A 23,511-nucleotide genomic window follows, 5' to 3' on the forward strand; every position below is an offset into this window, starting at 1 on the left:
GCAATAAAAAAGGCACATCTCACGATGCGCCCTTGTACTTCGTCACATTCCCTGACGGGAAAGCCGATCAGTTCACCGCGTCTTTCAGCGCTTTACCAGCACGGAAGCCCGGCACTTTTGCGGCAGCGATAGTAATTTCTTTACCTGTTTGTGGGTTGCGACCAGTACGGGCGGCACGTTCTTTAACAGCAAAGGTACCGAAACCTACCAGCGCAACGTCATCCCCAGCCTGCAGAGATTCAGTAACAGAAGCGATTAAAGCATCTAACGCACGTCCAGCTGCAGCTTTAGAAATGTCCGCACCCGCAGCAATTTTGTCAATCAGTTGAGATTTATTCACTGTTCTCTTCCTCTCTTTATAATTTATATCGCACCAGAGTCCTTCATAGTGCGACCGCGCAGCAGTTATATCAGGACTGTCATGCCCTTACAACAGCAGTTGTCGATGACCCCCCTGCCAGCGATCTAAGTTAGCTACACAAAAAAAGGCTGGCAAGTCCGAAATGACTTACCAGCCCTATTTTTATTAGCGCAATTTGCGCAGAATCACTATTTCGCGGTCACAACCTGCATGCCGAACGGTTCGTTCTGCAGCGCAAGTGTCAGAACTTCCTCGATTCGTTTCACCGGATGGATATCCAAATCGGCGATAACGTTATCCGGAATTTCTTCAAGGTCGCGTTTGTTCTCATCAGGAATCAGAACAGTCTTAATACCGCCGCGATGCGCCGCGAGCAGTTTTTCCTTCAGACCGCCGATTGGCAGCACCTGACCACGCAGCGTAATCTCCCCGGTCATCGCCACATCGGCGCGAACCGGGTTGCCGGTCAGGCAGGAGACCAGCGCCGTACACATGGCGATACCCGCGCTCGGGCCATCCTTCGGCGTCGCCCCTTCCGGTACGTGGACGTGAATATCACGCTTCTCGTAGAAGTCGGCGTTAATGCCCAGCTTGTCCGCCCGCGAACGTACCACGGTCAGCGCAGCCTGAATCGACTCCTGCATCACCTCGCCCAGCGAGCCGGTGTAGGTCAGTTTGCCTTTACCCGGTACGCAGGCGGTTTCGATGGTCAGCAGATCGCCGCCCACTTCCGTCCACGCCAGACCGGTCACCTGACCGACGCGGTTCTCACTATCGGCGCGGCCATAGTCGAAGCGCTGCACGCCGAGATAATCATGCAGATTCTCACCGTTAATTTCGATGTGTTTCAGCGTCTTATCCAGCAACAGCTGCTTAACGGCCTTACGGCACAGCTTGGAGATTTCACGCTCCAGGCTACGAACGCCCGCTTCACGGGTGTAGTAACGAATAATGCCGATAATGGCGCTATCGTCGACGGTCAGTTCGCCTTTCTTCAGCGCGTTGCGTTCGATCTGCTTCGGCAGCAGGTGACGCTTGGCGATGTTCAGTTTTTCATCTTCGGTGTAACCCGAGAGGCGAATTACTTCCATACGGTCCAGCAGCGGCGCCGGAATGTTCATGGAGTTGGACGTCGCCACGAACATCACGTCGCTGAGATCGTAATCCACTTCCAGATAGTGGTCGTTAAAGGCCACGTTCTGTTCCGGATCCAGCACCTCAAGCAACGCGGAAGCCGGGTCGCCGCGCATGTCGGAAGACATTTTGTCGATCTCATCCAGCAGGAACAGCGGGTTTTTCACCCCCACTTTCGCCATTTTCTGGATCAGTTTGCCCGGCATCGAGCCAATATAGGTCCGACGATGACCGCGAATTTCCGCTTCATCGCGCACGCCGCCCAGCGCCATGCGGACGTATTTCCGGCCGGTCGCTTTGGCGATAGATTGACCCAATGAGGTTTTACCTACCCCCGGCGGTCCCACCAGGCAGAGGATCGGCCCCTTGATTTTGTTCACCCGGCTCTGCACCGCGAGATACTCAAGGATGCGGTCCTTCACGCGCTCCAGACCATAGTGATCGGTATCGAGGATCTCCTGGGCCTGACGCAGGTCTTTTTTGACCTTACTGCGCGCATTCCACGGCACCTGCACCATCCAGTCGATGTAGCCACGCACGACGGTCGCTTCCGCAGACATCGGCGACATCATCTTCAGCTTCTGCAGTTCCGCTTCGGTTTTCTCTTTCGCCTCTTTCGGCATTTTCGCCGCGTCGATCTTGCGCTTCAGCGCTTCGTTTTCGTCCGGGGCGTCGTCCATCTCGCCGAGTTCTTTCTGAATCGCTTTCATTTGCTCGTTCAGATAGTACTCGCGCTGGGATTTCTCCATCTGCTTTTTGACGCGGTTGCGAATGCGCTTCTCAACCTGCAGCAGATCGATTTCCGATTCCATCATCGCCATCAGATATTCCAGACGTTCGTTGACGTCGGACATCTCCAGCACGGACTGCTTGTCCGCCAGCTTCAGCGGCATATGCGCCGCGATGGTATCCGCCAGGCGCGCCGGATCGTCGATGCTGTTCAGCGACGTCAGCACTTCCGGTGGGATCTTTTTATTCAGCTTGATATAGCCTTCAAACTGGCTGATAGCGGTACGAACCAGCACTTCCTGCTCACGTTCGTCAATCGCCGGCGAGTCGAGATACTCCGCTTTCGCCGAGAAATGTTCGCCATTATCAGACAGCGCAGAAATGCGTGCACGCTGTAGCCCTTCGACCAGCACCTTCACGGTGCCGTCCGGCAGCTTCAGCATCTGCAAAATAGACGCCACGGTTCCAACGGTGAAAAGATCGTTTACACCCGGCTCATCCGTCGACGCTTCTTTCTGCGCAACCAGCATGATTTTTTTATCATGGTCCATGGCCGCTTCGAGGCAACGGATAGATTTTTCCCGCCCTACGAACAGGGGTATGACCATGTGCGGATAAACCACCACATCGCGCAACGGCAATACGGGGATTTCAATGCGTTCAGAACGCTCAGGATTCATAGAGCTCTCTCTTAGTTTAAAGTCCGCCAGGTAGCCGACGACGCCACACTCCACTGCATCGTCGTTAATATGTAATCCAGTATATGGGGATGTATTCCACACATTCAACGGCGGGAATGCAGGAAAAATAAAAGGGGAGATAAAATCCCCCCTTTTTGTTAACTGCTTGAGTGAAATGGCTAATTATTCGCCAGATGCCTGCTGAGCTTCCGGTTTGCCGTAGATCAGCAACGGTTTGCTCTGCCCGGCGATAACCGACTCATCAATGACCACTTTTTCGACATCTTCCATCGAAGGCAGGTCATACATGGTGTCCAGCAGCGCCGCTTCCACAATGGAACGCAGGCCACGGGCGCCGGTTTTACGCGCCATCGCTTTCTTGGCGATGGCATCCAGCGCTTCGTCGCGGAATTCAAGCTCTGCGCCTTCCAGGCTAAACAGCGCCTGATACTGCTTGGTCAGGGCGTTTTTCGGCTCTTTCAGGATCTGGATCAGCGCTTCTTCGCTCAGCTCGTTCAGGGTCGCCACTACCGGCAGACGGCCAATGAATTCCGGAATCAAACCAAACTTGATCAGATCTTCCGGCTCGACCTGGGCCAGCAGTTCGCCTTCGCTCGCTTTGTCGGACTTCGCTTTAACCGTCGCGCCAAAACCAATGCCGGAGCCGGTTTCCACACGGTGGGAAATCACTTTATCCAGACCGGCAAACGCGCCGCCGCAGATAAACAGGATCTTGGAGGTATCAACCTGCAGGAACTCCTGCTGCGGGTGTTTGCGCCCGCCCTGCGGTGGAACGGCGGCGACGGTGCCCTCGATAAGCTTCAGCAGCGCCTGTTGCACGCCTTCACCGGAGACGTCGCGGGTAATCGACGGGTTGTCGGATTTACGCGAAATTTTGTCGATTTCGTCGATATAGACGATGCCGCGCTGCGCTTTCTGCACGTCGTAGTCGCACTTCTGCAACAGTTTCTGAATGATATTTTCGACGTCCTCACCCACATAACCGGCTTCGGTCAGGGTGGTGGCGTCCGCCATGGTAAACGGCACATCCAGCAGGCGCGCCAGCGTTTCCGCCAGCAGCGTTTTACCGGAGCCGGTCGGCCCGATCAGCAGAATGTTACTTTTACCCAGCTCTACGCCATTGCTGGTATCGCCATTGCGCAGACGTTTGTAGTGGTTGTATACCGCGACCGCCAACACTTTTTTCGCCTGTTCCTGACCGATGACGTAGTCATCAAGGTGGTGGCGAATCTCGTGCGGCGTCGGCAGCGCGCTGCGCTCGCGGTGCGGCGCAACTTCTTTAATCTCTTCGCGAATGATGTCGTTACATAAATCAACGCATTCGTCGCAGATATACACGGATGGCCCGGCGATCAGCTTACGCACTTCATGCTGGCTTTTGCCGCAAAAAGAGCAATACAACAATTTGCCCGATCCATCTTTGCGTTTATCTGTCATGAGTCCAAACCTCTTTTTAAGTTCTTTGTGCCGCACACGACGACGCAAATGCCATTCTCAGGCGCAAGCCGCCATATAGCGTTGTGCCGCCCTTCATTAGTATATACACAAAATCCTTCGCGCTACATCGAGGCGGTAGCGAAGCTACCGGCCGCCTGCCTGCCCGGCAAGCCTCCGGAAAAATGCCAACCGCTTAGCAGACGTGGCGAGAAGGATGCAGCGTAAAGCGGCACCCTTGCGCCTCGGGCATCAATTACGATGGGTCAAAATAGAGTCGACCAGTCCGTACTCCACGGCTTCCGCAGCAGAGAGGAAGCGGTCACGCTCGGTGTCACGCTCAATCTGCTCAAGAGACTGGCCGGTATGATGCGCCATCAGCTCATTCATCCGTCCTTTCACCTTCAGGATTTCACGGGCGTGGATCTCAATATCCGTCGCCTGCCCCTGATAGCCGCCCAGCGGCTGGTGGATCATCACGCGGGAGTTCGGCAGGCAGAAACGCTTGCCCTTCGCCCCGGCGGTCAACAGGAACGCGCCCATGGACGCGGCCTGTCCCATACAGATGGTGCTGACGTCCGGCTTGATGAACTGCATGGTGTCATAGATCGACATCCCGGCGGTGATCACCCCGCCCGGAGAGTTAATGTACAGGTAAATGTCTTTTTCCGGGTTTTCCGCTTCCAGAAACAGCATCTGCGCCACGATCAGGTTTGCCATGTGGTCTTCGACCTGGCCGGTCAGAAAAATGACGCGTTCCTTAAGCAGACGGGAGTAGATATCAAAAGAACGTTCACCGCGTGAGGTCTGTTCAATGACCATCGGCACCAGGGCCATATGGGGTGCAAAGTTGTCTCGTTCGCCACTGTATGACATTTCCGTCTCCTGGAGTAATTTTAAAATACCTGCTGCACTGATTGTAACCTTACGGACGGATTATCAGCCACAGTTTCTATCCGCTGAACGCGTCACCGCCTCTTCAACACGCGTGCAATTGCGGATGCAGTTGCCTCCCCCGGTAATGGGGATGGCGTTGCCATATTTCAAGCATAACAAGCTTTTGCTGTAACGCTATCATGGTAAATGCGTTTTAGCACCGTGCCTGAGGCTGGCATTATCCTAAAAAAAAACCCGCCGCCTTTCGGCAACGGGTTTTTGCACGAACCTTACACCATCGCGGCGAAATTACGCCTGCTGGTTCATCAGTTCGTTGAAGGAAGTGGCTTTTTCAGACACTTTGGCTTTCGCCAGCACGGCTTCAACAGCCTGCTCTTCCAGCGCCACGTTGCGCATGTTGTCCATCAGCTCTTTGTTCTTGCTGTAGAACTCAACCACTTCTGACGGATCTTCGTAAGCAGAAGCCATCTCTTCGATCAGGCCTTTCACGCGCTCTTCGTCAGCTTTCAGCTCGTTGGTGCGAATCACTTCGCCCAGCAGCAGGCCAACCACTACGCGGCGTTTAGCCTGCTCTTCGAACAGCTCACGCGGCAGTTCCAGAGCCTGTTTCTCGTTGCCACCGAAACGCTGAGCAGCCTGGCGACGCAGCACGTCGATTTCGCTGTCGATCAGGGCCGCCGGAACGTCGATTTCGTTAGCTTTAACCAGACCTTCGATAGCCTGAGACTTCACGCGGTTACGCACAGCGCCTTTCAGCTCGCGTTCCATGTTTTTACGCACTTCAGCGCGCAGGCCAGCGACGGAACCATCTTCCACGCCGAAACGTTTGATGAATTCTTCGGTCAGCTCCGGCAGTTCACGTTCTTCAACTTTCTTCAGGTTGATAACGAACTTAGCCGCTTTACCTTTCAGGTTTTCAGCGTGGTACTCTTCCGGGAAGGTCACGTCGATGGTGAACTCGTCACCCGCTTTGTGGCCTTTGATACCGTCTTCGAAGCCCGGGATCATACGACCCTGACCCATCGCCAGTACGAAGTCAGACGCTTTGCCGCCTTCGAACTCTTCGCCGTCTACGGAACCGGTGAAGTCGATGGTTACGCGATCTTCAGCGTCAACTGCGCCTTCTTTGTCTTTCCAGGTGGCCTGCTGCTTGCGCAGGGTTTCCAGCATGGTGTCAACGTCAGCGTCGGTCACTTCAACAACCGGTTTTTCTACTTCGATCGCTTCCAGACCCTGCAGTTCAACTTCCGGGTACACTTCGAACTCTACCGCGTAGGTGAAATCTTCGCCCAGTTTGTATTCGCCCGGAACGTAGTTCGGCGCGCCGGCCGGATTGATTTTTTCTTTGATGATCGCGTCAACGAAATGACGGCTCATCAGGTCGCCCAGCACGTCCTGGCGAACGGATGCGCCATAACGCTGAGCAACAACATTCATCGGCACTTTGCCTTTACGGAAGCCGTCAATGCGAACTTTTTTCGCTACGTTGACCAGCTCGCTTTTGACAGCATTCTCGATGCTGTCAGCGGCGATAGTAATCGTTACACGGCGCCCAAGGCCCTGAGTGGTTTCAACTGAAACTTGCATCTTGTTACCTCAAAAAAATCACAGTGCTCGGTCAACTCTGGAAGCGCGTGTAGGTGGCTTCGCAGAACCGGGATGCCCTCTTCAAATCAGAAACACATTCCCTGTCGTCAGAATCATCCCGAAGACATTCATATATAAGACGCGGCATTATAGCGGCATCACTTTTGTGAGTCGAGAACGGTTGTCGCCTGGTGCTGCGGCATTTTTCACATTTCCCGCTCAATTTTGTCCGCAAAAGCGCTGACTTTGCGCATTTTCCAGGCAAAACAAAACGGCCCGTAGGCCGTTTTTGCTAAATCTGCAAGCAACATACTGGAAAAGCGCCAGCGGTTGCAAATGGGATTTCTAGGCGATGCTCCCCGCGCCGCGGCATGGCGGCGAGGCGAAAACCGTATCCTGTAGCGCTTCCCATTCTTTAATCGTGTAGGTGTGCAACGCCAGGGCGTGCACCGTATTCGACAGCTCCTCGGTTAGCGTGCCGTAGATCATACGGTGGCGATTAAGGAAACGCTCGCCAGTGAAGCGATCGCTCACTAACACCACTTTAAAATGACTTTCAGAGCCCGCAGGGACGTTGTGACGATAACTTTCATCCACGACTTCGAGATACATCGGGTCGAACGCTGCTCTAAGTTTTGCTTCGATCTGTTCACGTATCATCATGAATTTTCTCCTCCGACAACGCTGAGATGCCGCCACTCCTTTTAAATGTTAGCCGCTTTTACCGCTTCCATTAGGAGAAAACAACAAAAAATTAGCATTGTTCTGATATTTTCATTCAAAAGTATCACGTTTACTGGCTCTGGTCGCCAGATGCGCCGGGGAAAGAGCGATTAACCGTAGCGGGGCGCTCAGAAAACCGCCAGGGCGATGGATTTACACGCGTTGCCACTTCCCCTTGCCGTTGGCAATGCTATGATGGCGGTAATTTTCCTTATAACAACACCATGCGTTGAGACCTGAACATGCTTAAGAAGATCCTTTTCCCGTTGGTCGCCATGTTTATGCTGGCAGGATGCGCCACGCCGCCGACCACCATTGAAGTATCGCCGAAAATCACGCTGCCACAGCAGGATCCGAGCCTGATGGGCGTGACCGTCAGCATCAACGGCGCCGACCAGCGTCCGGACCAGGCGCTGGCGAAAGTGACGCGCGACAACCAACAGGTCACCCTCACCGCCTCCCGCGACCTGCGCTTCCTGCTGCAGGAAGTGCTGGAGAAACAAATGACCGCGCGCGGCTATATGATTGGCCCGAACGGCGCAGTCGATCTGCAGATCATCGTCAACAAACTTTACGCTGACGTCTCCCAGGGCAACGTGCGCTACAACATCGCCACCAAAGCCGATATCGCCATCATCGCCACCGCGGCAAACGGCACGAAGATGACCAAAAACTACCGCGCCAGCTACTCGGTTGAAGGCGCCTTCCAGGCCTCGAACAAAAACATCGCTGATGCCGTTAACAGCGTCCTGACCGATACCATCGCCGATATGGCGCAGGACACCAGCATTCACGATTTCATCAAGCAAAACGCGCGTTAATGCCACCACGAACCCGGCCTCCGCCGGGTTCGTGCTTTATGCTATGTCCAGTCATTACTTACGCATTTTTCAGCAGCCTAAATCAGCGATTTTGCTGATCCTCGGCTTCGCCTCCGGTCTGCCGCTGGCCCTCACCTCCGGTACCCTGCAGGCCTGGATGACGGTGGAAAATATCGATCTGAAAACGATCGGTTTTTTCTCGCTGGTCGGCCAGGCCTATGTCTTTAAATTTCTCTGGTCCCCGCTGATGGACCGCTACACGCCGCCGTTTCTCGGCCGACGTCGCGGCTGGCTGGTCACCACCCAGATCCTGCTCCTGTTGGCCATCGCGGCGATGGGCTTTCTTGAACCCGTCTCCCAGCTGCGCTGGATGGCGGCGCTGGCGGTGGTGATCGCCTTCTGTTCAGCGTCGCAGGACATTGTCTTTGACGCCTGGAAAACCGACGTTCTGCCGGCGGAAGAGCGCGGCGCCGGCGCCGCGATCAGCGTGCTGGGCTATCGCCTCGGGATGCTGGTCTCCGGCGGTCTGGCCCTGTGGCTCGCCGACCGCTATCTCGGCTGGCAGGGGATGTACTGGCTGATGGCGGCGCTGCTGGTGCCCTGCATCATCGCCACGCTGCTGGCGCCCGAGCCGAGCGACGTCATCCCGGTTCCCCGATCGCTGGAGCAGGCGGTGGTTGCGCCGCTGCGTGATTTTTTCGGCCGTAACAACGCCTGGCTTATTCTGTTGCTCATCGTTCTTTATAAGCTTGGCGATGCGTTTGCCATGAGCCTGACCACCACCTTTCTTATCCGCGGCGTCGGTTTTGACGCCGGTGAAGTGGGGATGGTGAACAAAACCTTAGGCCTCTTCGCCACCATTCTCGGCGCCCTGTACGGCGGCGTCCTGATGCAGCGGCTGACGCTGTTCCGGGCGCTGCTGATCTTCGGTCTGCTGCAGGGGGTCTCCAACGCCGGCTACTGGCTGCTGTCGATTACCGATAAGCACCTCTATTCCATGGCGACCGCGGTATTCTTTGAGAACCTGTGCGGGGGAATGGGCACGGCGGCGTTTGTGGCGCTGCTGATGACGCTGTGCAACAAGTCGTTCTCCGCCACCCAGTTCGCGCTGCTCTCGGCGCTGTCCGCGGTTGGCCGCGTGTACGTCGGGCCGATCGCCGGCTGGTTCGTCGAGGCCCACGGCTGGTCCACCTTCTATCTCTTCTCTGTGGTCGCGGCGGTGCCGGGGATCGCGCTGCTGCTGCTGTGCCGGCAAACGCTCGAGCATACCCAACGCACGGCAAGCTTTATACCGCGTAGCGAATATCCGCAGGCCTATGCGCTGGCGCTGGGGATCCTGACGCTGGGCTGCCTGCTGCTGGCGGTATGGCTGGGTCTGCTGATCCTCAACGCGCTGGATTATACGTCGTTCAGCTTCCTGTCCGGCCTGCTGGAGGTTGCCGCGCTGACGGCCGTTGGCGGTATTTTGCTCGGCGGCCTGCTCGACTACCTGGCGCTGCGTAAAACCCACCTGATTTAAGGACGCTGCATCATTATTAGCCGTTGTAATTACGAAACGTAATTATAACGGCTTATTAACGCTTTTATATTGCCCGCCGCGCTATTTGTTGTTTTGTGCGTTTTTGTTTTCTGGAAATTATTGACAGTTTTTATTCGATTCTTTAAATAATTTAACCGATTCAGCTAAGCCGATTTTATTTTACGTTTCCACAATGTCTTTTATTTGATAATTAAATGTTAAACAATTGTTCTAATTTTTGGGTGGTTATGCCCATTCGCCGCTAAGCACTCCTTTTCTTATCCCTTTCGTTATCGATCCCACGAAAATCAGGCTTTGCAAGCGATTACGTAACACTACGTAACATATGTGACAAAGCAAGCAGAAGCCGCTAACACAGAACTGACAGAGATCCAATCATGTTTACAGTAATGCAACCTTACCGTAAAATGCCCGTACACTTTAAACGCCACCAGATCCCGTGGAATTGAGGTCGTTCAATGAGACTCAGGAAATACAATAAAAGTTTGGGATGGATGTCATTAATCGCAGGTACTGTATTACTCAGTGGTTGTGATTCTGCACTCCTTGACCCAAAAGGACAGATTGGACTGGAGCAACGCTCTTTGATTCTGACGGCCTTCGGCCTGATGATGATTGTCGTTATTCCCGCCGTCTTGATGGCAGTAGGATTTGCCTGGAAGTATCGCGCGAGCAATAAAGATGCGAAGTATAGCCCGAACTGGTCACACTCCAATAAAGTGGAAGCTGTGGTCTGGACGGTACCTATTCTGATCATCCTGTTCCTGGCCGTTCTGACCTGGAAAACCACTCACGCACTGGAGCCAAGCAAACCGCTTGTCCATGACGAGAAACCAATCACCATCGAAGTCGTATCGATGGACTGGAAATGGTTCTTTATCTATCCGGAACAGGGTATTGCTACCGTTAACGAAATCGCCTTCCCGGCGAACGTACCGGTACACTTCAAAGTGACCTCTAACTCGGTGATGAACTCGTTCTTTATTCCGCGCTTAGGCAGCCAGATCTACGCAATGGCCGGGATGCAGACTCAGCTGCACCTCATTGCTGACGAAGCTGGTACTTATGACGGTATCTCCGCTAGCTACAGTGGCCCGGGCTTCTCTGGTATGAAGTTCAAAGCGATTGCTACCCCGGATCGTGCAACTTTCGATCAGTGGGTTGAAAAAGCGAAACAGTCTCCGAACGCTATGGACTCTATGGCCGCGTTCGAGAAAGTGGCTGTGCCTAGCGAATATAACAAAGTGGAATACTTCTCTAACGTGAAGCCGGATCTGTTCAAAGATGTTGTGAACAAATTCATGTCTCACGAGAGCATGAACATGTCCAAACCTGAAGGCGAGCATGCCGCTCACGACGGGATGGAAGGCATGGACATGAGCCACGCGGAAACCGCTCACTAAGGGGCCGAGGAAGAAAACGATGTTCGGAAAACTTACACTGGATGCAGTGCCCTACCACGAACCTATTATCGTGGTAACGGTGGCTGCGATTATCATTGGGGGACTGGCGCTTCTGGCGGCCATCACTTACTTCGGTAAGTGGTCCTACCTATGGAACGAGTGGCTGACCTCTGTCGACCACAAACGTCTCGGTATCATGTACGTTATCGTGGCAATCGTCATGCTGCTGCGTGGCTTTGCTGACGCCATCATGATGCGTAGCCAGCAGGTGCTGGCCTCGGCTGGGGAAGCAGGCTTCCTGCCGCCTCATCACTACGATCAGATCTTTACCGCCCACGGCGTTATCATGATCTTCTTCGTGGCGATGCCGTTCGTTATCGGTCTGATGAACCTGGTGGTTCCGCTTCAGCTCGGCGCACGCGACGTAGCCTTCCCGTTCCTCAACAACCTGAGCTTCTGGTTCACCGTTGTGGGCGTGATTCTGGTTAACCTGTCTCTGGGCGTCGGTGAGTTCGCGCAGACCGGTTGGCTGGCCTATCCGCCGCTGTCGGGAATTGAGTACAGTCCTGGCGTAGGGGTCGACTACTGGATTTGGGCGCTGCAGCTCTCCGGTATCGGTACTACCCTGACCGGTATTAACTTCTTCGTGACCATTATCAAGATGCGCGCCCCGGGCATGACCATGTTCAAGATGCCGGTATTCTCCTGGGCATCTCTGTGCGCTAACATCCTGATTATCGCCTCTTTCCCAATTCTGACCGTCACCATCGCGCTGCTGACCCTGGATCGTTACCTGGGCACCCATTTCTTTACCAACGATATGGGTGGCAACATGATGATGTACATCAACCTGATTTGGGCCTGGGGTCACCCGGAAGTGTACATCCTGGTTCTGCCGGTGTTCGGGGTCTTCTCCGAAATCGCCGCGACCTTCTCGCGTAAGCGTCTGTTCGGTTACACCTCTCTGGTGTGGGCAACCGTCTGTATTACCGTTCTGTCGTTCATCGTTTGGCTGCACCACTTCTTCACCATGGGTGCCGGCGCAAACGTAAACGCCTTCTTCGGTATTACCACCATGATTATCGCGATCCCGACCGGGGTTAAGATCTTCAACTGGCTCTTCACCATGTATCAGGGTCGCATCGTCTTCAACTCGGCGATGATGTGGACTATCGGCTTTATCGTGACCTTCTCCGTAGGTGGGATGACCGGCGTGCTGCTGGCGGTACCGGGCGCGGACTTCGTTCTGCACAACAGCCTGTTCCTGATCGCGCACTTCCATAACGTTATCATCGGCGGCGTGGTATTCGGTTGCTTCGCAGGTCTGACCTACTGGTGGCCGAAAGCCTTTGGCTTCACCCTGAACGAAACCTGGGGCAAACGCGCTTTCTGGTTCTGGATCATCGGCTTCTTCGTGGCGTTTATGCCGCTGTACGTGCTGGGCTTCATGGGGATGACCCGTCGTCTGAGCCAGCAGATCGATCCGCAGTTCCACCCGATGCTGGTTGTTGCAGCTTGCGGTGCGGCGCTGATCGCCTGCGGTATCCTGTGCCAGCTGATTCAGTTCTACGTCTCTATTCGCGACCGCGATCAGAACCGTGACCTGACCGGTGACCCGTGGGGTGGCCGTACGCTGGAGTGGGCAACCTCTTCTCCACCGCCGTTCTACAACTTCGCTATCGTTCCTCAGGTTCACGAGCGTGACGCCTTCTGGGAAATGAAAGAGAAAGGTGAAGCGTACAAACAGCCTGCTCACTATGAAGAAATTCATATGCCGAAAAACAGCGGCGCCGGCATCGTCATTGCCGCCTTCGCGACGGTATTTGGTTTCGCCATGATCTGGCATATCTGGTGGATGGCGATCGCCAGCTTCATCGGCATCGTAGCGACCTGGATTATTAAGAGCTTTGACGAGGACGTGGATTACTACGTACCGGTTGCAGAAGTCGAAAAACTGGAAAAACAGCATTTCGATGAGATTAACAAAGCAGGGCTGAAAAATGGCAACTGATACTCTTGCGCATACTGCCCACGCGCATGAACACGGGCACCATGATACAGGACCGATGAAGGTATTCGGTTTCTGGATCTACCTGATGAGCGACTGCATTATCTTCGCTACGCTGTTTGCTACCTATGCCGTTCTGGTGAACGGCACGGCCGGCGGACCGACTGGCAAAGATATTTTCGAACTGCCGTTCGTTCTGGTTGAAACCGCACTGCTGCTGTTCAGCTCCATCACCTACGGCATGGCGGCTATCGCCATGTACAAAAACAACAAGAGCCAGGTGGTTTCCTGGCTGGCGTTGACCTGGCTGTTTGGCGCCGGATTTATCGGGATGGAAATCTATGAATTCCATCACCTGATCATGGAAGGCTTTGGTCCGGATCGTAGTGGCTTCCTGTCCGCGTTCTTCGCGCTGGTCGGCACCCACGGTCTGCACGTGACCTCTGGCCTTATCTGGATGGCGGTGCTGATGTTCCAGGTTTCACGTCGTGGCCTGACCAGCACTAACCGCACGCGTATCCTGTGCCTGAGCCTGTTCTGGCACTTCCTGGACGTCGTGTGGATCTGCGTGTTCTCGGTTGTCTATCTGATGGGGGCGATGTAATGAGTCATTCTACCGATCATAGCGGCGCTTCTCACGGCAGCGTGAAGAGCTACATGACAGGATTTATCCTGTCCATCATCCTGACGGTCATTCCGTTCGCCATGGTGATGAGTGGCTCCGCCTCGCATGCGGTTATCCTTGGCACCATTCTGGTGACCGCTGTGGTGCAGATCGTGGTACACCTCGTGTACTTCCTGCATATGAACAGCAAGTCCGATGAAGGCTGGAACCTGACCGCATTTATCTTCACCGTAATCATCATTGCGATCGTGGTTGTCGGCTCCATCTGGATTATGTGGAACCTGAACTACAACATGATGATGCACTAAGAGCGGCGAGTATGTTTAAGCAATACCTGCAAGTTACGAAACCAGGCATTATTTTTGGCAACCTGATCTCCGTGATCGGCGGTTTCCTGCTGGCCTCCAAAGGCCACATCGACTATCCGCTGTTCGTCTGGACGCTCCTTGGAGTATCCCTGGTGGTCGCCTCGGGTTGTGTATTCAACAACTACATCGACCGGGACATCGATCGTAAGATGGAACGGACGAAAAACCGGGTGCTGGTCAAAGGGCTGATCTCGCCAGAAGCTTCGCTGGTGTACGCCACCTTGCTGGGTATTGCTGGCTTTATGCTGCTGTGGTTCGGCGCAAATCCGCTGGCCTGCTGGCTGGGGGTGATGGGGTTCGTGGTTTATGTCGGCGTCTACAGCCTGTACATGAAACGTCACTCTGTCTACGGCACGCTGATTGGCTCACTCTCCGGCGCCGCGCCGCCGGTGATTGGCTACTGCGCGGTCACCGGTGATTTCGACAGCGGTGCGGCGATCCTGCTGGCTATCTTTAGCCTGTGGCAGATGCCTCACTCCTACGCTATCGCGATTTTCCGCTTTAAGGATTATCAGGCGGCGAATATTCCGGTGCTGCCGGTGGTGAAAGGCATTTCGGTCGCCAAAAACCATATTACGCTGTACATCGTCGCCTTTGCCGTTGCGACCCTGATGCTCTCGCTGGGCGGTTACGCCGGGTATAAATACCTGGTCGTGGCGGCAGCGGTCAGCGTCTGGTGGCTGGGTATGGCGCTGCGTGGCTACAAAGTGGCAGATGACAAAGTCTGGGCGCGCAAGCTGTTCGTCTTTTCCATCGTCGCCATCACTGCGCTGTCCGTGATGATGTCCGTTGACTTTATGGTGCCGGATTCACATAGCCTGCTGGCTTACGTGAGATAATCTCGCTCTCCAGTACGATATAAAGCCCCGTTTTGACGGGGCTTTTTCTTTTCTGTTTCAAATTGGTTCCTTTCTCATTTCATACTTCCCCTCCCCTCCCCCGCATCGGTTTCGCTATCTCACGCCCAAAAAATGAGGAAAAAATGAGCTTGTGCTAACCGGGTATCGCTCGCGCCGCACGCGCCCGCGATGCTACTTTTCGCCTCGGGTTTACACCCGTTTGGGAAATATTCACTACAAGGAATCGCAATGAAAGAATTAACACTGAACGAAATGGAGTACATCTCCGGCGGCTTTAACCTGTTCGGCGCGGCCAACGGCTTCGCCAGCTTTGTCGCCAACTCTGCCGTCGGCTTCACCTCGTTTGTCCTCACCTCCGGTACCGCCTTCGCCTCATTCGTTGGCGACAGCGCGATGGCGTTTGGTTCCTTCCTGACCGGCCAGACAAACTGGGAAACCTTTGTGACCACCGGTAAGGAAAACTGGGGTAGCTTCGTCAATACCGCCGGCACCAGCTGGAACACCTTTGTCGATAACGCCGCCAGCGACTGGAGCAGCTTCCTCAACAAAGCGTCAGCCTAAACGACGTTTCGCCGAGGGCAGCGCATCGGCTGCCCTGTTTAACCCACCAGCATCGCCTGCGCGCTATAGAGCAGATCAAGGTGGTCGCGGCATAACGCGTCCAGCGAAGTCCGTGATTGATGACTGGTCAGACTTAACGCTCCCCACCAGGTCCCTTCCCTGTCGGTTAACGGTACCGCCAGCACCAGCATACCAATCTCAAACTCCTGCTCGATAGTGGCATACCCCTGACGCCGCACCTGGGCAATCTTCTCCATCAACGACGCGACGTCGGTCACCGTATAGGGCGTGCGTTGTTCCCGGGTAATGCGCTGTAGAACCGCTTCACACTCTGCTTCCGGCAGCGAAGCCAGCCATAACCGCCCCCCGGCGGTACAAAAGATGGGCACCCGCTCCCCAAGCCGAACCGACGTGGAGTTAAATGGCGTGTGACGGCTGCGGGCGATATAGACCAGTTCATCTTCATCCACCACCCCCACCGAGGCGTGCTCCTCGGTCCGGCTGGCGATGTATTCGACAATCGGCCGCACCATGCGGGGAAACTGCGCCGAATCGACGTAGGCCTGACCAAGCCGCAGCGTCTTCGGGGTAAGCCAGTAATAGCGCCCATCGGTTTGCAAATAGCGCTCATGCAGCAGCGTCAACAGAAAACGTCGTGCCGCGCTTTGCGTCAGGCCGCTCATTTTCGCCGCCTGAGCGACGGTGAGCTTTGGGCAGGTTTTAGAAAAAAGCTGGATGAGCGCCAACCCTTTTTGTAAACCGACGATCAGATCGCGAGGATGAATGGTGTTTTGCATATTCGCTCACATTTTTGCAACATCATTATCGATTTCCTGCGATTATCGCAGCGATGGTGCGATTAACAACCGACATGTCCGAATTCTGCGTTGTCGCTCCCAGCTTCCACTGAAATACTTTCACAACATTCATTTAACAAATGAGGTTTGCAATGGTCAGTGGAACTACCCAGGTTGTCGCCGTGATTGGTCATCCGATTGCCCAGGTGAAATCACCGGATAACTTCAACCGCTACTTTGCCGAACAGCACATGGACAGCGTCATGATCCCGGTGGATATCGCCCCGGACGCGGTGGCCGCCTACCTCAACGCCCTGCGCGGCTGGCAGAACATGAGCGGCGTGCTGGTGACGGTGCCGCATAAACAACGCGCCGCCGCGCTGGTCGACGAGCTTACGCCGCGCGCCCGCCGACTCAACGCCATCAATGTGATCCGCAAGCTGGCGGATGGCCGGTTACAGGGCGATATGCTGGACGGCGTCGGCTTTCTGCTCGCCGCCGAGGCTCAGGGTTTTCAGCCGGCAGGTAAGCAGGCGCTGCTCTCCGGTTGCGGCGGCGTCGGCAGCGCCATCGCCTGGGGATTGTGCGAGGCGGGGCTCCGTCAGCTGGCTCTGCACGATCAAAACCCCGCCACCCGGCAACGCCTGCACGATCTTCTGGCTGAAGCCTTTCCGGCGGTGCGACTGAGCGCGCTGCCGGACACCCTGCACGGCGTCGATCTGCTGGTCAACGGCTCGCCGGCCGGCATGGCCGGATTTGATGCGCTGCCCCTGCCGCAGGCGCTGCTGGAGACGCTCGACAGCGCCACCCACGTGGCTGACGTTGTCACCGCCCCGGTGATGACGCCGTTGCTCACCTTCGCCGCCGCCCGCGGCTGCCGGGTACAGACCGGGCCGGAAATGGCGCTGGCGCAGATGACGCTGATGGGCCAGTTTATCGGCGCCATCCCGCCGGCGCAGGGAGCAGCGGCATGAAGAGCTGGGACGTGATCGTCATCGGCAGCGGCGCCGCTGGCTTTGCCGCCGCGGTCACCGCCAGCTGCAAAGGGCTGTCGGTGCTGATGCTGGAGAAAGCCGGTCAGTTCGGCGGCACCTCGGCCATCTCTGGCGGCGCCGTGTGGCTGCACGATACCGACCAGGCGCGCGCCGCGGGCAAAAGCGGTAGCGCCGAAGCGATCAAAACCTATCTGCGAACCATTATCGGCGAGGCCCACTACCGCGAAGATATCGCCGAGGCGTTTGTCAGCGCCGGGCGAGAGGCCCTCGCCTTTCTGGAGCGCGAGGGGGCGGTGAAGTATAGCCTGCGCCCACTCTCACCTGATTACTATCCGGATGAGCCCGGCGCCGTCGACGTCGGGCGGGCGCTGGAGGTGGTGGAGTATGACGGCCGTGAACTGGGTGACGCGTTTCGCGACCTGCGTTCGCCGCCGCCGGGGATGCTGCTGTTTGGCGGAATGATGGTCAACCGCGTCGACATTCAACATTTTCTCGATATGCGTCGCTCGCTGCGCTCCCTGGCCCATTGCACCCGACTGCTGCTGCGCTACGCCCGCGACCGGGTGACATACCCTCGCGGCACCCGCCTGGCGATGGGCAATGCGCTGATTGCCCGCATGGCGACCACGGCGCTGCGTAAAGGCATGAGCCTGCGGCTGAATGTCAATGTTCTGGCGCTGCGCGAAGCGCAAGGCGCGGTCACCGGGGTAGAGATCGAGTGTCAGGGGCAAAGAGAGACGCTGCACGCCCGGCGCGGAGTGGTGCTGGCCGCAGGCGGTTTTGCCGCTGGCGCGCTGGCGGCGCGCTATCGGCCTGACACCCGAGAGCACTTCACCATGTCGCCGCCGGCCAATGATGGCGCCGCGCTGCGTCTCGCGGCGGCGCTTAACGCTCGCGAGGGAGCCGATCGGGCATCCAACTTTTTCTGGGCGCCGGTATCGGTGCTGACCCGGGCCGACGGCAGCGAGGAGCGCTTCCCCCACCTGGTGACCGACCGGGCCAAGCCGGGCGTGATTGCCGTCAATCAGCGGGCGGTACGCTTCGTTAATGAGTCCAGCTCCTATCACCATTTTGCCAGCGCGATGCAGCGTGCTGCGGAGAATGCCCCCTGCTTTTTACTGTGCGACGCCCAGGCGATGAAGCGTTACGGCCTCGGGCTGGCGCGCCCGGCGCCGGTGAACAATGACGCCCTGATCGCCGCCGGCTATCTGCACAAAGCCGACACCCTGGCCGCGCTGGCGCAGCAGCTTGGTCTGGATGCCCACACCCTGAGCGAGACGGTCGCCCGCTACAATCGTGACGCCGCGCAGGGCGTGGACCGTGAGTTTGCCAAAGGCGGCAACAGCTATAACCGGGCGATGGGCGATCCGGGCCATCACCCTGACGCCTGCAACGCTCCCCTGCTCAGCGCGCCGTTCTATGCCATCAAACTCTATACCGGCGATCTGGGGACTTCCCGGGGTCTGGTCACCACCGCCGATGCCCAGGTCGTCAACGCCGAAGGAAAGCCTATCGCGGGGCTGTACGCGGTGGGAAACGACATGGATTCGCTGATGGCCGGCACCTACCCGGGTCCCGGCATCACCCTTGGCCCGGGGCTGACGTTTGGCTACCTCGCCGCCTGCCACCTGGCGCAACCCGCCACCCACTAATCAGGAAAACATCATGATCTACGAAAAACGCACCTACACCATCAATCCGCTGAAAATGGCCGACTGGCTGGCGCTGTACCAAAGCGATGCCCTGGCGGTGCAAACTGACCATCTCGGCAAACTGATCGGCTTCTTTTTTACCGAGATCGGCGTGGTCAATCAGGTAGTGCACATCTGGGCTTACGAAAGCCTGGACGATCGCCTGGTACGCCGCGCGCGGATGGCCCAGGACGAGCGCTGGCAGACCTTCTCGCGGAAAAATCGCGAACTGGCCGCCGTGGAGCGCCTCGAGTCGGTGCTGATGCGCCCCACTGCTTTTTCACCATTGCAGTAAGGAGTCCATCATGAGCGGGCCTGTGAAGGTGGATATGCTGGTGGTCGGCTCCGGCGCGGCGGGACTCTCTGCCGCGGTCACCGCGGCAATGCACGGCGCCAGCGTCATGGTGGCGGAGAAGGCGTCAGTGCTCGGCGGAACCAGCGCCTGGTCCGGCGGCTGGCTGTGGATCCCCCGTAACCCGCTGGCGCGGGCGGAGGGCATCGACGAAGCGGCCGATGCCCCGCTGACCTATCTGCAGCATGAGATGGGGGGCGAAGCCGCCGACGTTCGCCTGCAGACCTTCCTGCGTCACGGGCCGGAAATGGTGGATTTTTTTCATCAGCGGACGGCGGTGAAGTTTCTGTCGGGCAGCGCTATGCCGGACTTTCACGCGTCGCCGGGCGCGGCGAACGGTGGGCGGTCGGTGACCGCTCAGCCCTACGATGGCCGCCTGCTCGGCGACTGGCTCCACCGACTGCGCCCGCCGCTGGAGACCATCAGCCTGGCCGGGATGGGCATCGCCGGCGGCGCGGACATGGCGCATTTTTTTAACGCCACCCGCTCGCCGCGCTCCGCGCTGTATGCCGCCCGCCGCCTGCTGCGCCACGGCTGGCAGCGGTTGCGCGCCGGACGGGGGCAGCATCTGGTCAATGGCAATGCGCTGGTCGCCCGTCTGCTGCGATCCGCCCTCGACGCCGAAGTGCGCTTTCAACTCAATGCGCCTGCGGTTCGGCTGCTGCAGGGGCCGCAGGGCGTGTCCGGCGCGGTGCTGCGCAGCGATGACGGGGAGATGCACGTCGAAGCGGGCGCCGTGGTGCTCGCCTGCGGCGGTTTTCCCCACGATCGGCAGCGCCTGGCGCAGGTGGTGCCTCACGCCGCGGAGGGCTACGGCCATTTCTCCGCCGCGCCGCTTGACAATCAGGGCGAGGGGATCCGCCTTGGCGAATCCGTCGGCGGCCAGTTCGATACCCGCCTGCGCCACCCGCTGGCCTGGGCGCCGGTGTCCCGCGTCACCCTCGCCAGCGGCCAGCAGCTGATGTTTCCCCATCTGGTGGAGCGAGCCAAGCCCGGGGTGATCGCCGTCCTGCCTAACGGCAAACGCTTTGTTAACGAGGCCGACTCCTATCACGACTTTATCGCCGCCCTGCTGGCGGCGACGCCCACGGGCGACACGCCGCAGGCCTGGCTGCTGGCCGATCGGCGCGCGCTGCGCCGCTATGGCCTGGGCCACGCCAGGCCCTTCCCGTTCACCCCTACCGCCTGGCTGCGAACCGGCTATCTGCTGCGAGGAAACACCCTGGCCGAGCTGGCGAAACGGTGCGCCATCGATACCGATGCGCTGGCGGAAACCGTTGAACGCTTTAATCACTTCGCCAGCACCGGTGAAGACGTCGATTTTCACCGCGGCGCATCGGCCTATAACCGCGCGCAGGGTGACCATCAGGTGACGCTCGGACCGCTGCGCGAAGGGCCGTTCTACGCGGTGCGCATTCTGCCCGGCTCGCTGGGCACCTTCAGCGGATTGCAAACCGACGAACACGCTCGGGTGCTGGACGGGCAGCAGCAGCCGATACCGGGCCTGTTCGCCATCGGCAACGACATGTCGAGCGTGATGCGCGGCTATTACCCCAGCGGAGGGATCACCCTCGGGCCGGCGATGACCTTCGGCTACCTGGTGGGCAAAAAACTGGCTGAAAACACAATAAAAACAGAGCAATAACAACCAGGGACGGCAATACCCCTGGCTAACTTCACCTGCAACTGAACCGGAGCCATTTATGAACATGCGTACCCTATCGCTCGCCGCGCTGAGCCTGCTCGATGTCTCTCCCCCCGAACAGGTGCGGATAGCGGCCAGAACCGGTTTTACCCACGTGGGTCTGCGGCTGCTGCCCGCCACCCCCGCCGACCCGGACTACGATATGCTGGGCGATACCCCCGCCGTCCGCGCGACCCTGGCCGCGCTGATGGAAACCGGCATCCGCGTCTCGGACGTGGAGATCGTCCGCCTGAGCCCGGGGTTTACCCTCGACGATCGGCTGCAGCGCTTTATGGAGACCGCCGCGCGGCTTGGCGCCGGGCAGGTGTTAGTCGCCGGGAATGACGATAACCTGCAGCGCAGCGCCGACAACCTGGCCACTCTCGCCGCGGCCGGCCGCCCGTTTGGCCTGACCATGAACCTTGAGCCAATGCCCTGGACCCAGCTGCGCACGATCGCCGATGCGCAGGCGCTGATCGCCGCCAGCGGGCGGGAGGATATTGGCATCCTGGTGGACGCCCTTCATTTCTGGCGCGCGGGAGAATCGCTCGCCGCCCTCTCCAGCCTGCCCGCGCATCATCTGAACTATATGCAGCTCTGCGATGGCGCGGCGCAGCGGCCGGAAAGCGAGCAGGAGCTCATCCGCCAGGCCCGCTCAGCGCGCAACGTGCCGGGGGAAGGCGGTTTGGATCTGCACGGTCTGATGTCGGCTCTGCCGGCGACGCTGCCGGTCTCCCTCGAGGTGCCGCTCGACGGCGAGCAGGGCGCCCTGCCGCCCCTCCAGCGGGCGCAATTACTGTTCACTGCCGCGCAGCCCTACCTGCGCTCCTGCGCATAAGGAATCCGCTATGACACAGACTCAACGCCTGGATGTCAGAGAGTTAATTAACCGTAACCCGCTGAGCCGCTTTCAAAAGCAGATTATTTTTCTCGGCTTTTGCGTTATCGCTCTCGATGGGTTTGATATCGCGATCATGGGCTTTATCGCCCCGACGCTGAAGCTGGAGTGGGGGGTAAGCAACCACCAGCTGGGCCTGGTGATCAGCGCCGCGCTGATCGGCCTCGCGCTGGGCGCTATTTTCTCTGGCCCGCTCGCCGACTGGCTGGGACGCAAAAAGATCATCATCAACAGCGTCTTCTTCTTCGGCTTCTGGACCATCGCCACCGCCTTCTCGCACAACATTGAGCAGATGATGTTCTTCCGCTTTATGACCGGCCTTGGACTGGGCGCCGCGATGCCGAACATCGGGACGCTGGTGTCGGAATACGCCCCGGAACGGCAGCGCTCATTTATTATTACCGTCATCTTCTGCGGCTTCACCTTCGGCGCGGCGGCCGGAGGATTCACCGCCTCATGGCTGATCCCGCAGTTTGGCTGGCACTCGCTGATGGCGCTCGGCGGCATTCTGCCGCTGCTGTTTGCCCCCCTGCTTATCTGGCGGCTGCCGGAATCAGTTCGTTTTCTGGTGATCAAACAAGCGCCAGCGGCGCGCATTCGCGCCATCCTTAATCGTCTTTATCCCGGACAAATCAGCGACAACGTGACGTTTATCCTGCCAGCGCAGCCGGCGGCCGGCAACGCGATGCGCATTGTGCTCTCCCGCCAGTACGGCTTTGGCTCGTTGATGCTATGGCTGGTCTACTTTATGGGGCTGTTCCTGGTCTATATTCTCGGCAGCTGGCTGCCAACGCTGGTTAAGGAGGTCGGGCTTACCGTCAGCCAGGCGGCCGTGATGACGGCGATCTACCAGGCGGGAGGCACACTCGGCTCGCTGTTTGCCGGCTGGCTGATGGACCGCATCAATCCCCATCGCGCGCTGGGAATGATCTACGCCGTCGGCGGCCTGTTTACCATGGCGATGGGCTACGCCGCGGGCAGCTTTGCCTTGCTCTGCATGCTGGCGTTTATCAGCGGCGCCTGCCTGAACGGCGCCAATACGGGCATGAACGCCCTCTCCGCCCGTTACTACCCCACGCAGGCGCGGGCGACCGGCTCCAGCTGGATGCACGGCGTCGGGCGGATCGGCGCGATCCTCAGCGCCTTTGCCGGCGCTGAGATGATGGCGCTCAACCTGCCCTTCGAAAGCGTCTTTTTGATCCTCGGCATCCCGGCTGCCCTCACCGTCGCAGGCCTGGCGGCGAAGGGCATCTTCGCCGCAGGTAATCCTCCCGCCGCTTCGCCAGCCCCCGCGTCTGTGCGCGGAGCGTAATGCGGTATCCTTCCTCCGGTGCAATCTGCG

General features: G+C 57.8%; 21 protein-coding genes. 14 read left to right on the forward strand and 7 right to left on the reverse strand.

The window, feature by feature from the left end; all coding sequences use genetic code 11:
- Positions 1 to 67 precede the first annotated feature (67 nt).
- From hupB to bolA, 6 genes are all read right to left on the reverse strand, one after another.
- The gene (gene hupB / locus QLG03_RS20825) at positions 68 to 340 is read right to left on the reverse strand and encodes a nucleoid-associated protein HU-beta (protein WP_002444653.1); all 273 of its coding nucleotides are present in this window, start codon (positions 338 to 340) and stop codon (positions 68 to 70) included.
- A gap of 209 nt (positions 341 to 549) precedes the next feature.
- Positions 550 to 2,904: an endopeptidase La gene (lon, locus tag QLG03_RS20830; RefSeq protein ID WP_023288614.1), complete on the reverse strand. Its 2,355-nt coding sequence runs from the start codon at positions 2,902 to 2,904 to the stop codon at positions 550 to 552.
- 183 nt (positions 2,905 to 3,087) lie between these two features.
- Complete coding sequence (clpX, locus tag QLG03_RS20835) at positions 3,088 to 4,362, reverse strand: ATP-dependent protease ATP-binding subunit ClpX (RefSeq protein ID WP_002891807.1); 1,275 nt, start codon at positions 4,360 to 4,362, stop codon at positions 3,088 to 3,090.
- 249 nt (positions 4,363 to 4,611) lie between these two features.
- Positions 4,612 to 5,235 carry an ATP-dependent Clp endopeptidase proteolytic subunit ClpP gene (gene clpP, locus QLG03_RS20840; protein ID WP_002891804.1) on the reverse strand — a complete coding sequence of 208 codons (624 nt, stop codon included), beginning with the start codon at positions 5,233 to 5,235 and terminating at the stop codon, positions 4,612 to 4,614.
- Between the two features lie 309 nt (positions 5,236 to 5,544).
- Positions 5,545 to 6,843, reverse strand: a complete 1,299-nt coding sequence (gene tig, locus QLG03_RS20845; protein WP_023288613.1) for a trigger factor — start codon at positions 6,841 to 6,843, stop codon at positions 5,545 to 5,547.
- 345 nt (positions 6,844 to 7,188) lie between these two features.
- Positions 7,189 to 7,506 carry a transcriptional regulator BolA gene (gene bolA, locus QLG03_RS20850; protein ID WP_002891649.1) on the reverse strand — a complete coding sequence of 106 codons (318 nt, stop codon included), beginning with the start codon at positions 7,504 to 7,506 and terminating at the stop codon, positions 7,189 to 7,191.
- A 302-nt stretch (positions 7,507 to 7,808) separates the two neighbouring features.
- On the opposite strand from bolA, the gene QLG03_RS20855 reads away from it, so the two are divergent.
- The 8 genes from QLG03_RS20855 (at position 7,809) to QLG03_RS20890 (ending at position 15,752) form a co-directional block, all read left to right on the forward strand.
- Positions 7,809 to 8,387: a lipoprotein gene (locus tag QLG03_RS20855; RefSeq protein ID WP_004204800.1), complete on the forward strand. Its 579-nt coding sequence runs from the start codon at positions 7,809 to 7,811 to the stop codon at positions 8,385 to 8,387.
- Between the two features lie 43 nt (positions 8,388 to 8,430).
- Positions 8,431 to 9,906 (forward strand): muropeptide MFS transporter AmpG, encoded by a 1,476-nt coding sequence (gene ampG, locus QLG03_RS20860; RefSeq protein WP_032453853.1) that lies wholly within the window; start codon positions 8,431 to 8,433, stop codon positions 9,904 to 9,906.
- 479 nt (positions 9,907 to 10,385) lie between these two features.
- Positions 10,386 to 11,330, forward strand: coding sequence for a cytochrome o ubiquinol oxidase subunit II (gene cyoA / locus QLG03_RS20865; protein ID WP_004204802.1), 945 nt, complete (start codon positions 10,386 to 10,388; stop codon positions 11,328 to 11,330).
- Between the two features lie 19 nt (positions 11,331 to 11,349).
- The gene (gene cyoB / locus QLG03_RS20870; protein ID WP_004204804.1) at positions 11,350 to 13,341 is read left to right on the forward strand and encodes a cytochrome o ubiquinol oxidase subunit I; all 1,992 of its coding nucleotides are present in this window, start codon (positions 11,350 to 11,352) and stop codon (positions 13,339 to 13,341) included.
- Positions 13,331 to 13,942, forward strand: a complete 612-nt coding sequence (locus tag QLG03_RS20875) for a cytochrome o ubiquinol oxidase subunit III (RefSeq protein WP_002891635.1) — start codon at positions 13,331 to 13,333, stop codon at positions 13,940 to 13,942. The genes cyoB and QLG03_RS20875 overlap by 11 nt, the downstream gene beginning before the upstream one ends.
- Positions 13,942 to 14,271, forward strand: coding sequence for a cytochrome o ubiquinol oxidase subunit IV (locus QLG03_RS20880; protein ID WP_002891634.1), 330 nt, complete (start codon positions 13,942 to 13,944; stop codon positions 14,269 to 14,271). The genes QLG03_RS20875 and QLG03_RS20880 overlap by 1 nt, the downstream gene beginning before the upstream one ends.
- Positions 14,272 to 14,282: 11 nt before the next feature.
- Positions 14,283 to 15,170 (forward strand): heme o synthase, encoded by an 888-nt coding sequence (gene cyoE / locus QLG03_RS20885; RefSeq protein ID WP_002891629.1) that lies wholly within the window; start codon positions 14,283 to 14,285, stop codon positions 15,168 to 15,170.
- Positions 15,171 to 15,419: 249 nt separating this feature from the next.
- Complete coding sequence (locus QLG03_RS20890) at positions 15,420 to 15,752, forward strand: hypothetical protein (protein ID WP_023288611.1); 333 nt, start codon at positions 15,420 to 15,422, stop codon at positions 15,750 to 15,752.
- A 38-nt stretch (positions 15,753 to 15,790) separates the two neighbouring features.
- Here the strand turns inward: QLG03_RS20890 and QLG03_RS20895 are convergent, their stop codons facing one another.
- Positions 15,791 to 16,549, reverse strand: a complete 759-nt coding sequence (locus QLG03_RS20895) for an IclR family transcriptional regulator C-terminal domain-containing protein (protein ID WP_023288610.1) — start codon at positions 16,547 to 16,549, stop codon at positions 15,791 to 15,793.
- A 152-nt stretch (positions 16,550 to 16,701) separates the two neighbouring features.
- Between QLG03_RS20895 and QLG03_RS20900 the strand changes: the two genes are divergently transcribed.
- From QLG03_RS20900 to QLG03_RS20925, 6 genes are read left to right on the forward strand one after another with little or no spacing between them, the layout of a single operon-like run.
- Positions 16,702 to 17,523 (forward strand): shikimate dehydrogenase, encoded by an 822-nt coding sequence (locus QLG03_RS20900; protein ID WP_044521259.1) that lies wholly within the window; start codon positions 16,702 to 16,704, stop codon positions 17,521 to 17,523.
- Positions 17,520 to 19,196: an FAD-dependent oxidoreductase gene (locus tag QLG03_RS20905; RefSeq protein ID WP_110237854.1), complete on the forward strand. Its 1,677-nt coding sequence runs from the start codon at positions 17,520 to 17,522 to the stop codon at positions 19,194 to 19,196. The genes QLG03_RS20900 and QLG03_RS20905 overlap by 4 nt, the downstream gene beginning before the upstream one ends.
- 13 nt (positions 19,197 to 19,209) lie before the next feature.
- Complete coding sequence (locus QLG03_RS20910) at positions 19,210 to 19,530, forward strand: NIPSNAP family protein (protein WP_004204812.1); 321 nt, start codon at positions 19,210 to 19,212, stop codon at positions 19,528 to 19,530.
- A 10-nt stretch (positions 19,531 to 19,540) separates the two neighbouring features.
- A complete protein-coding gene (locus QLG03_RS20915) occupies positions 19,541 to 21,232 on the forward strand; it encodes an FAD-dependent oxidoreductase (RefSeq protein ID WP_255988435.1) in 1,692 nt (563 codons plus the stop codon).
- A gap of 58 nt (positions 21,233 to 21,290) precedes the next feature.
- Positions 21,291 to 22,109, forward strand: coding sequence for a TIM barrel protein (locus QLG03_RS20920; protein WP_032453585.1), 819 nt, complete (start codon positions 21,291 to 21,293; stop codon positions 22,107 to 22,109).
- Positions 22,110 to 22,119: 10 nt separating this feature from the next.
- Positions 22,120 to 23,481, forward strand: a complete 1,362-nt coding sequence (locus tag QLG03_RS20925) for an aromatic acid/H+ symport family MFS transporter (RefSeq protein ID WP_017898923.1) — start codon at positions 22,120 to 22,122, stop codon at positions 23,479 to 23,481.
- Positions 23,482 to 23,511 lie beyond the last annotated feature (30 nt).

This window comes from Klebsiella sp. V115_8, assembly GCF_029967715.1.
Classification (GTDB): domain Bacteria; phylum Pseudomonadota; class Gammaproteobacteria; order Enterobacterales; family Enterobacteriaceae; genus Klebsiella; species Klebsiella quasipneumoniae.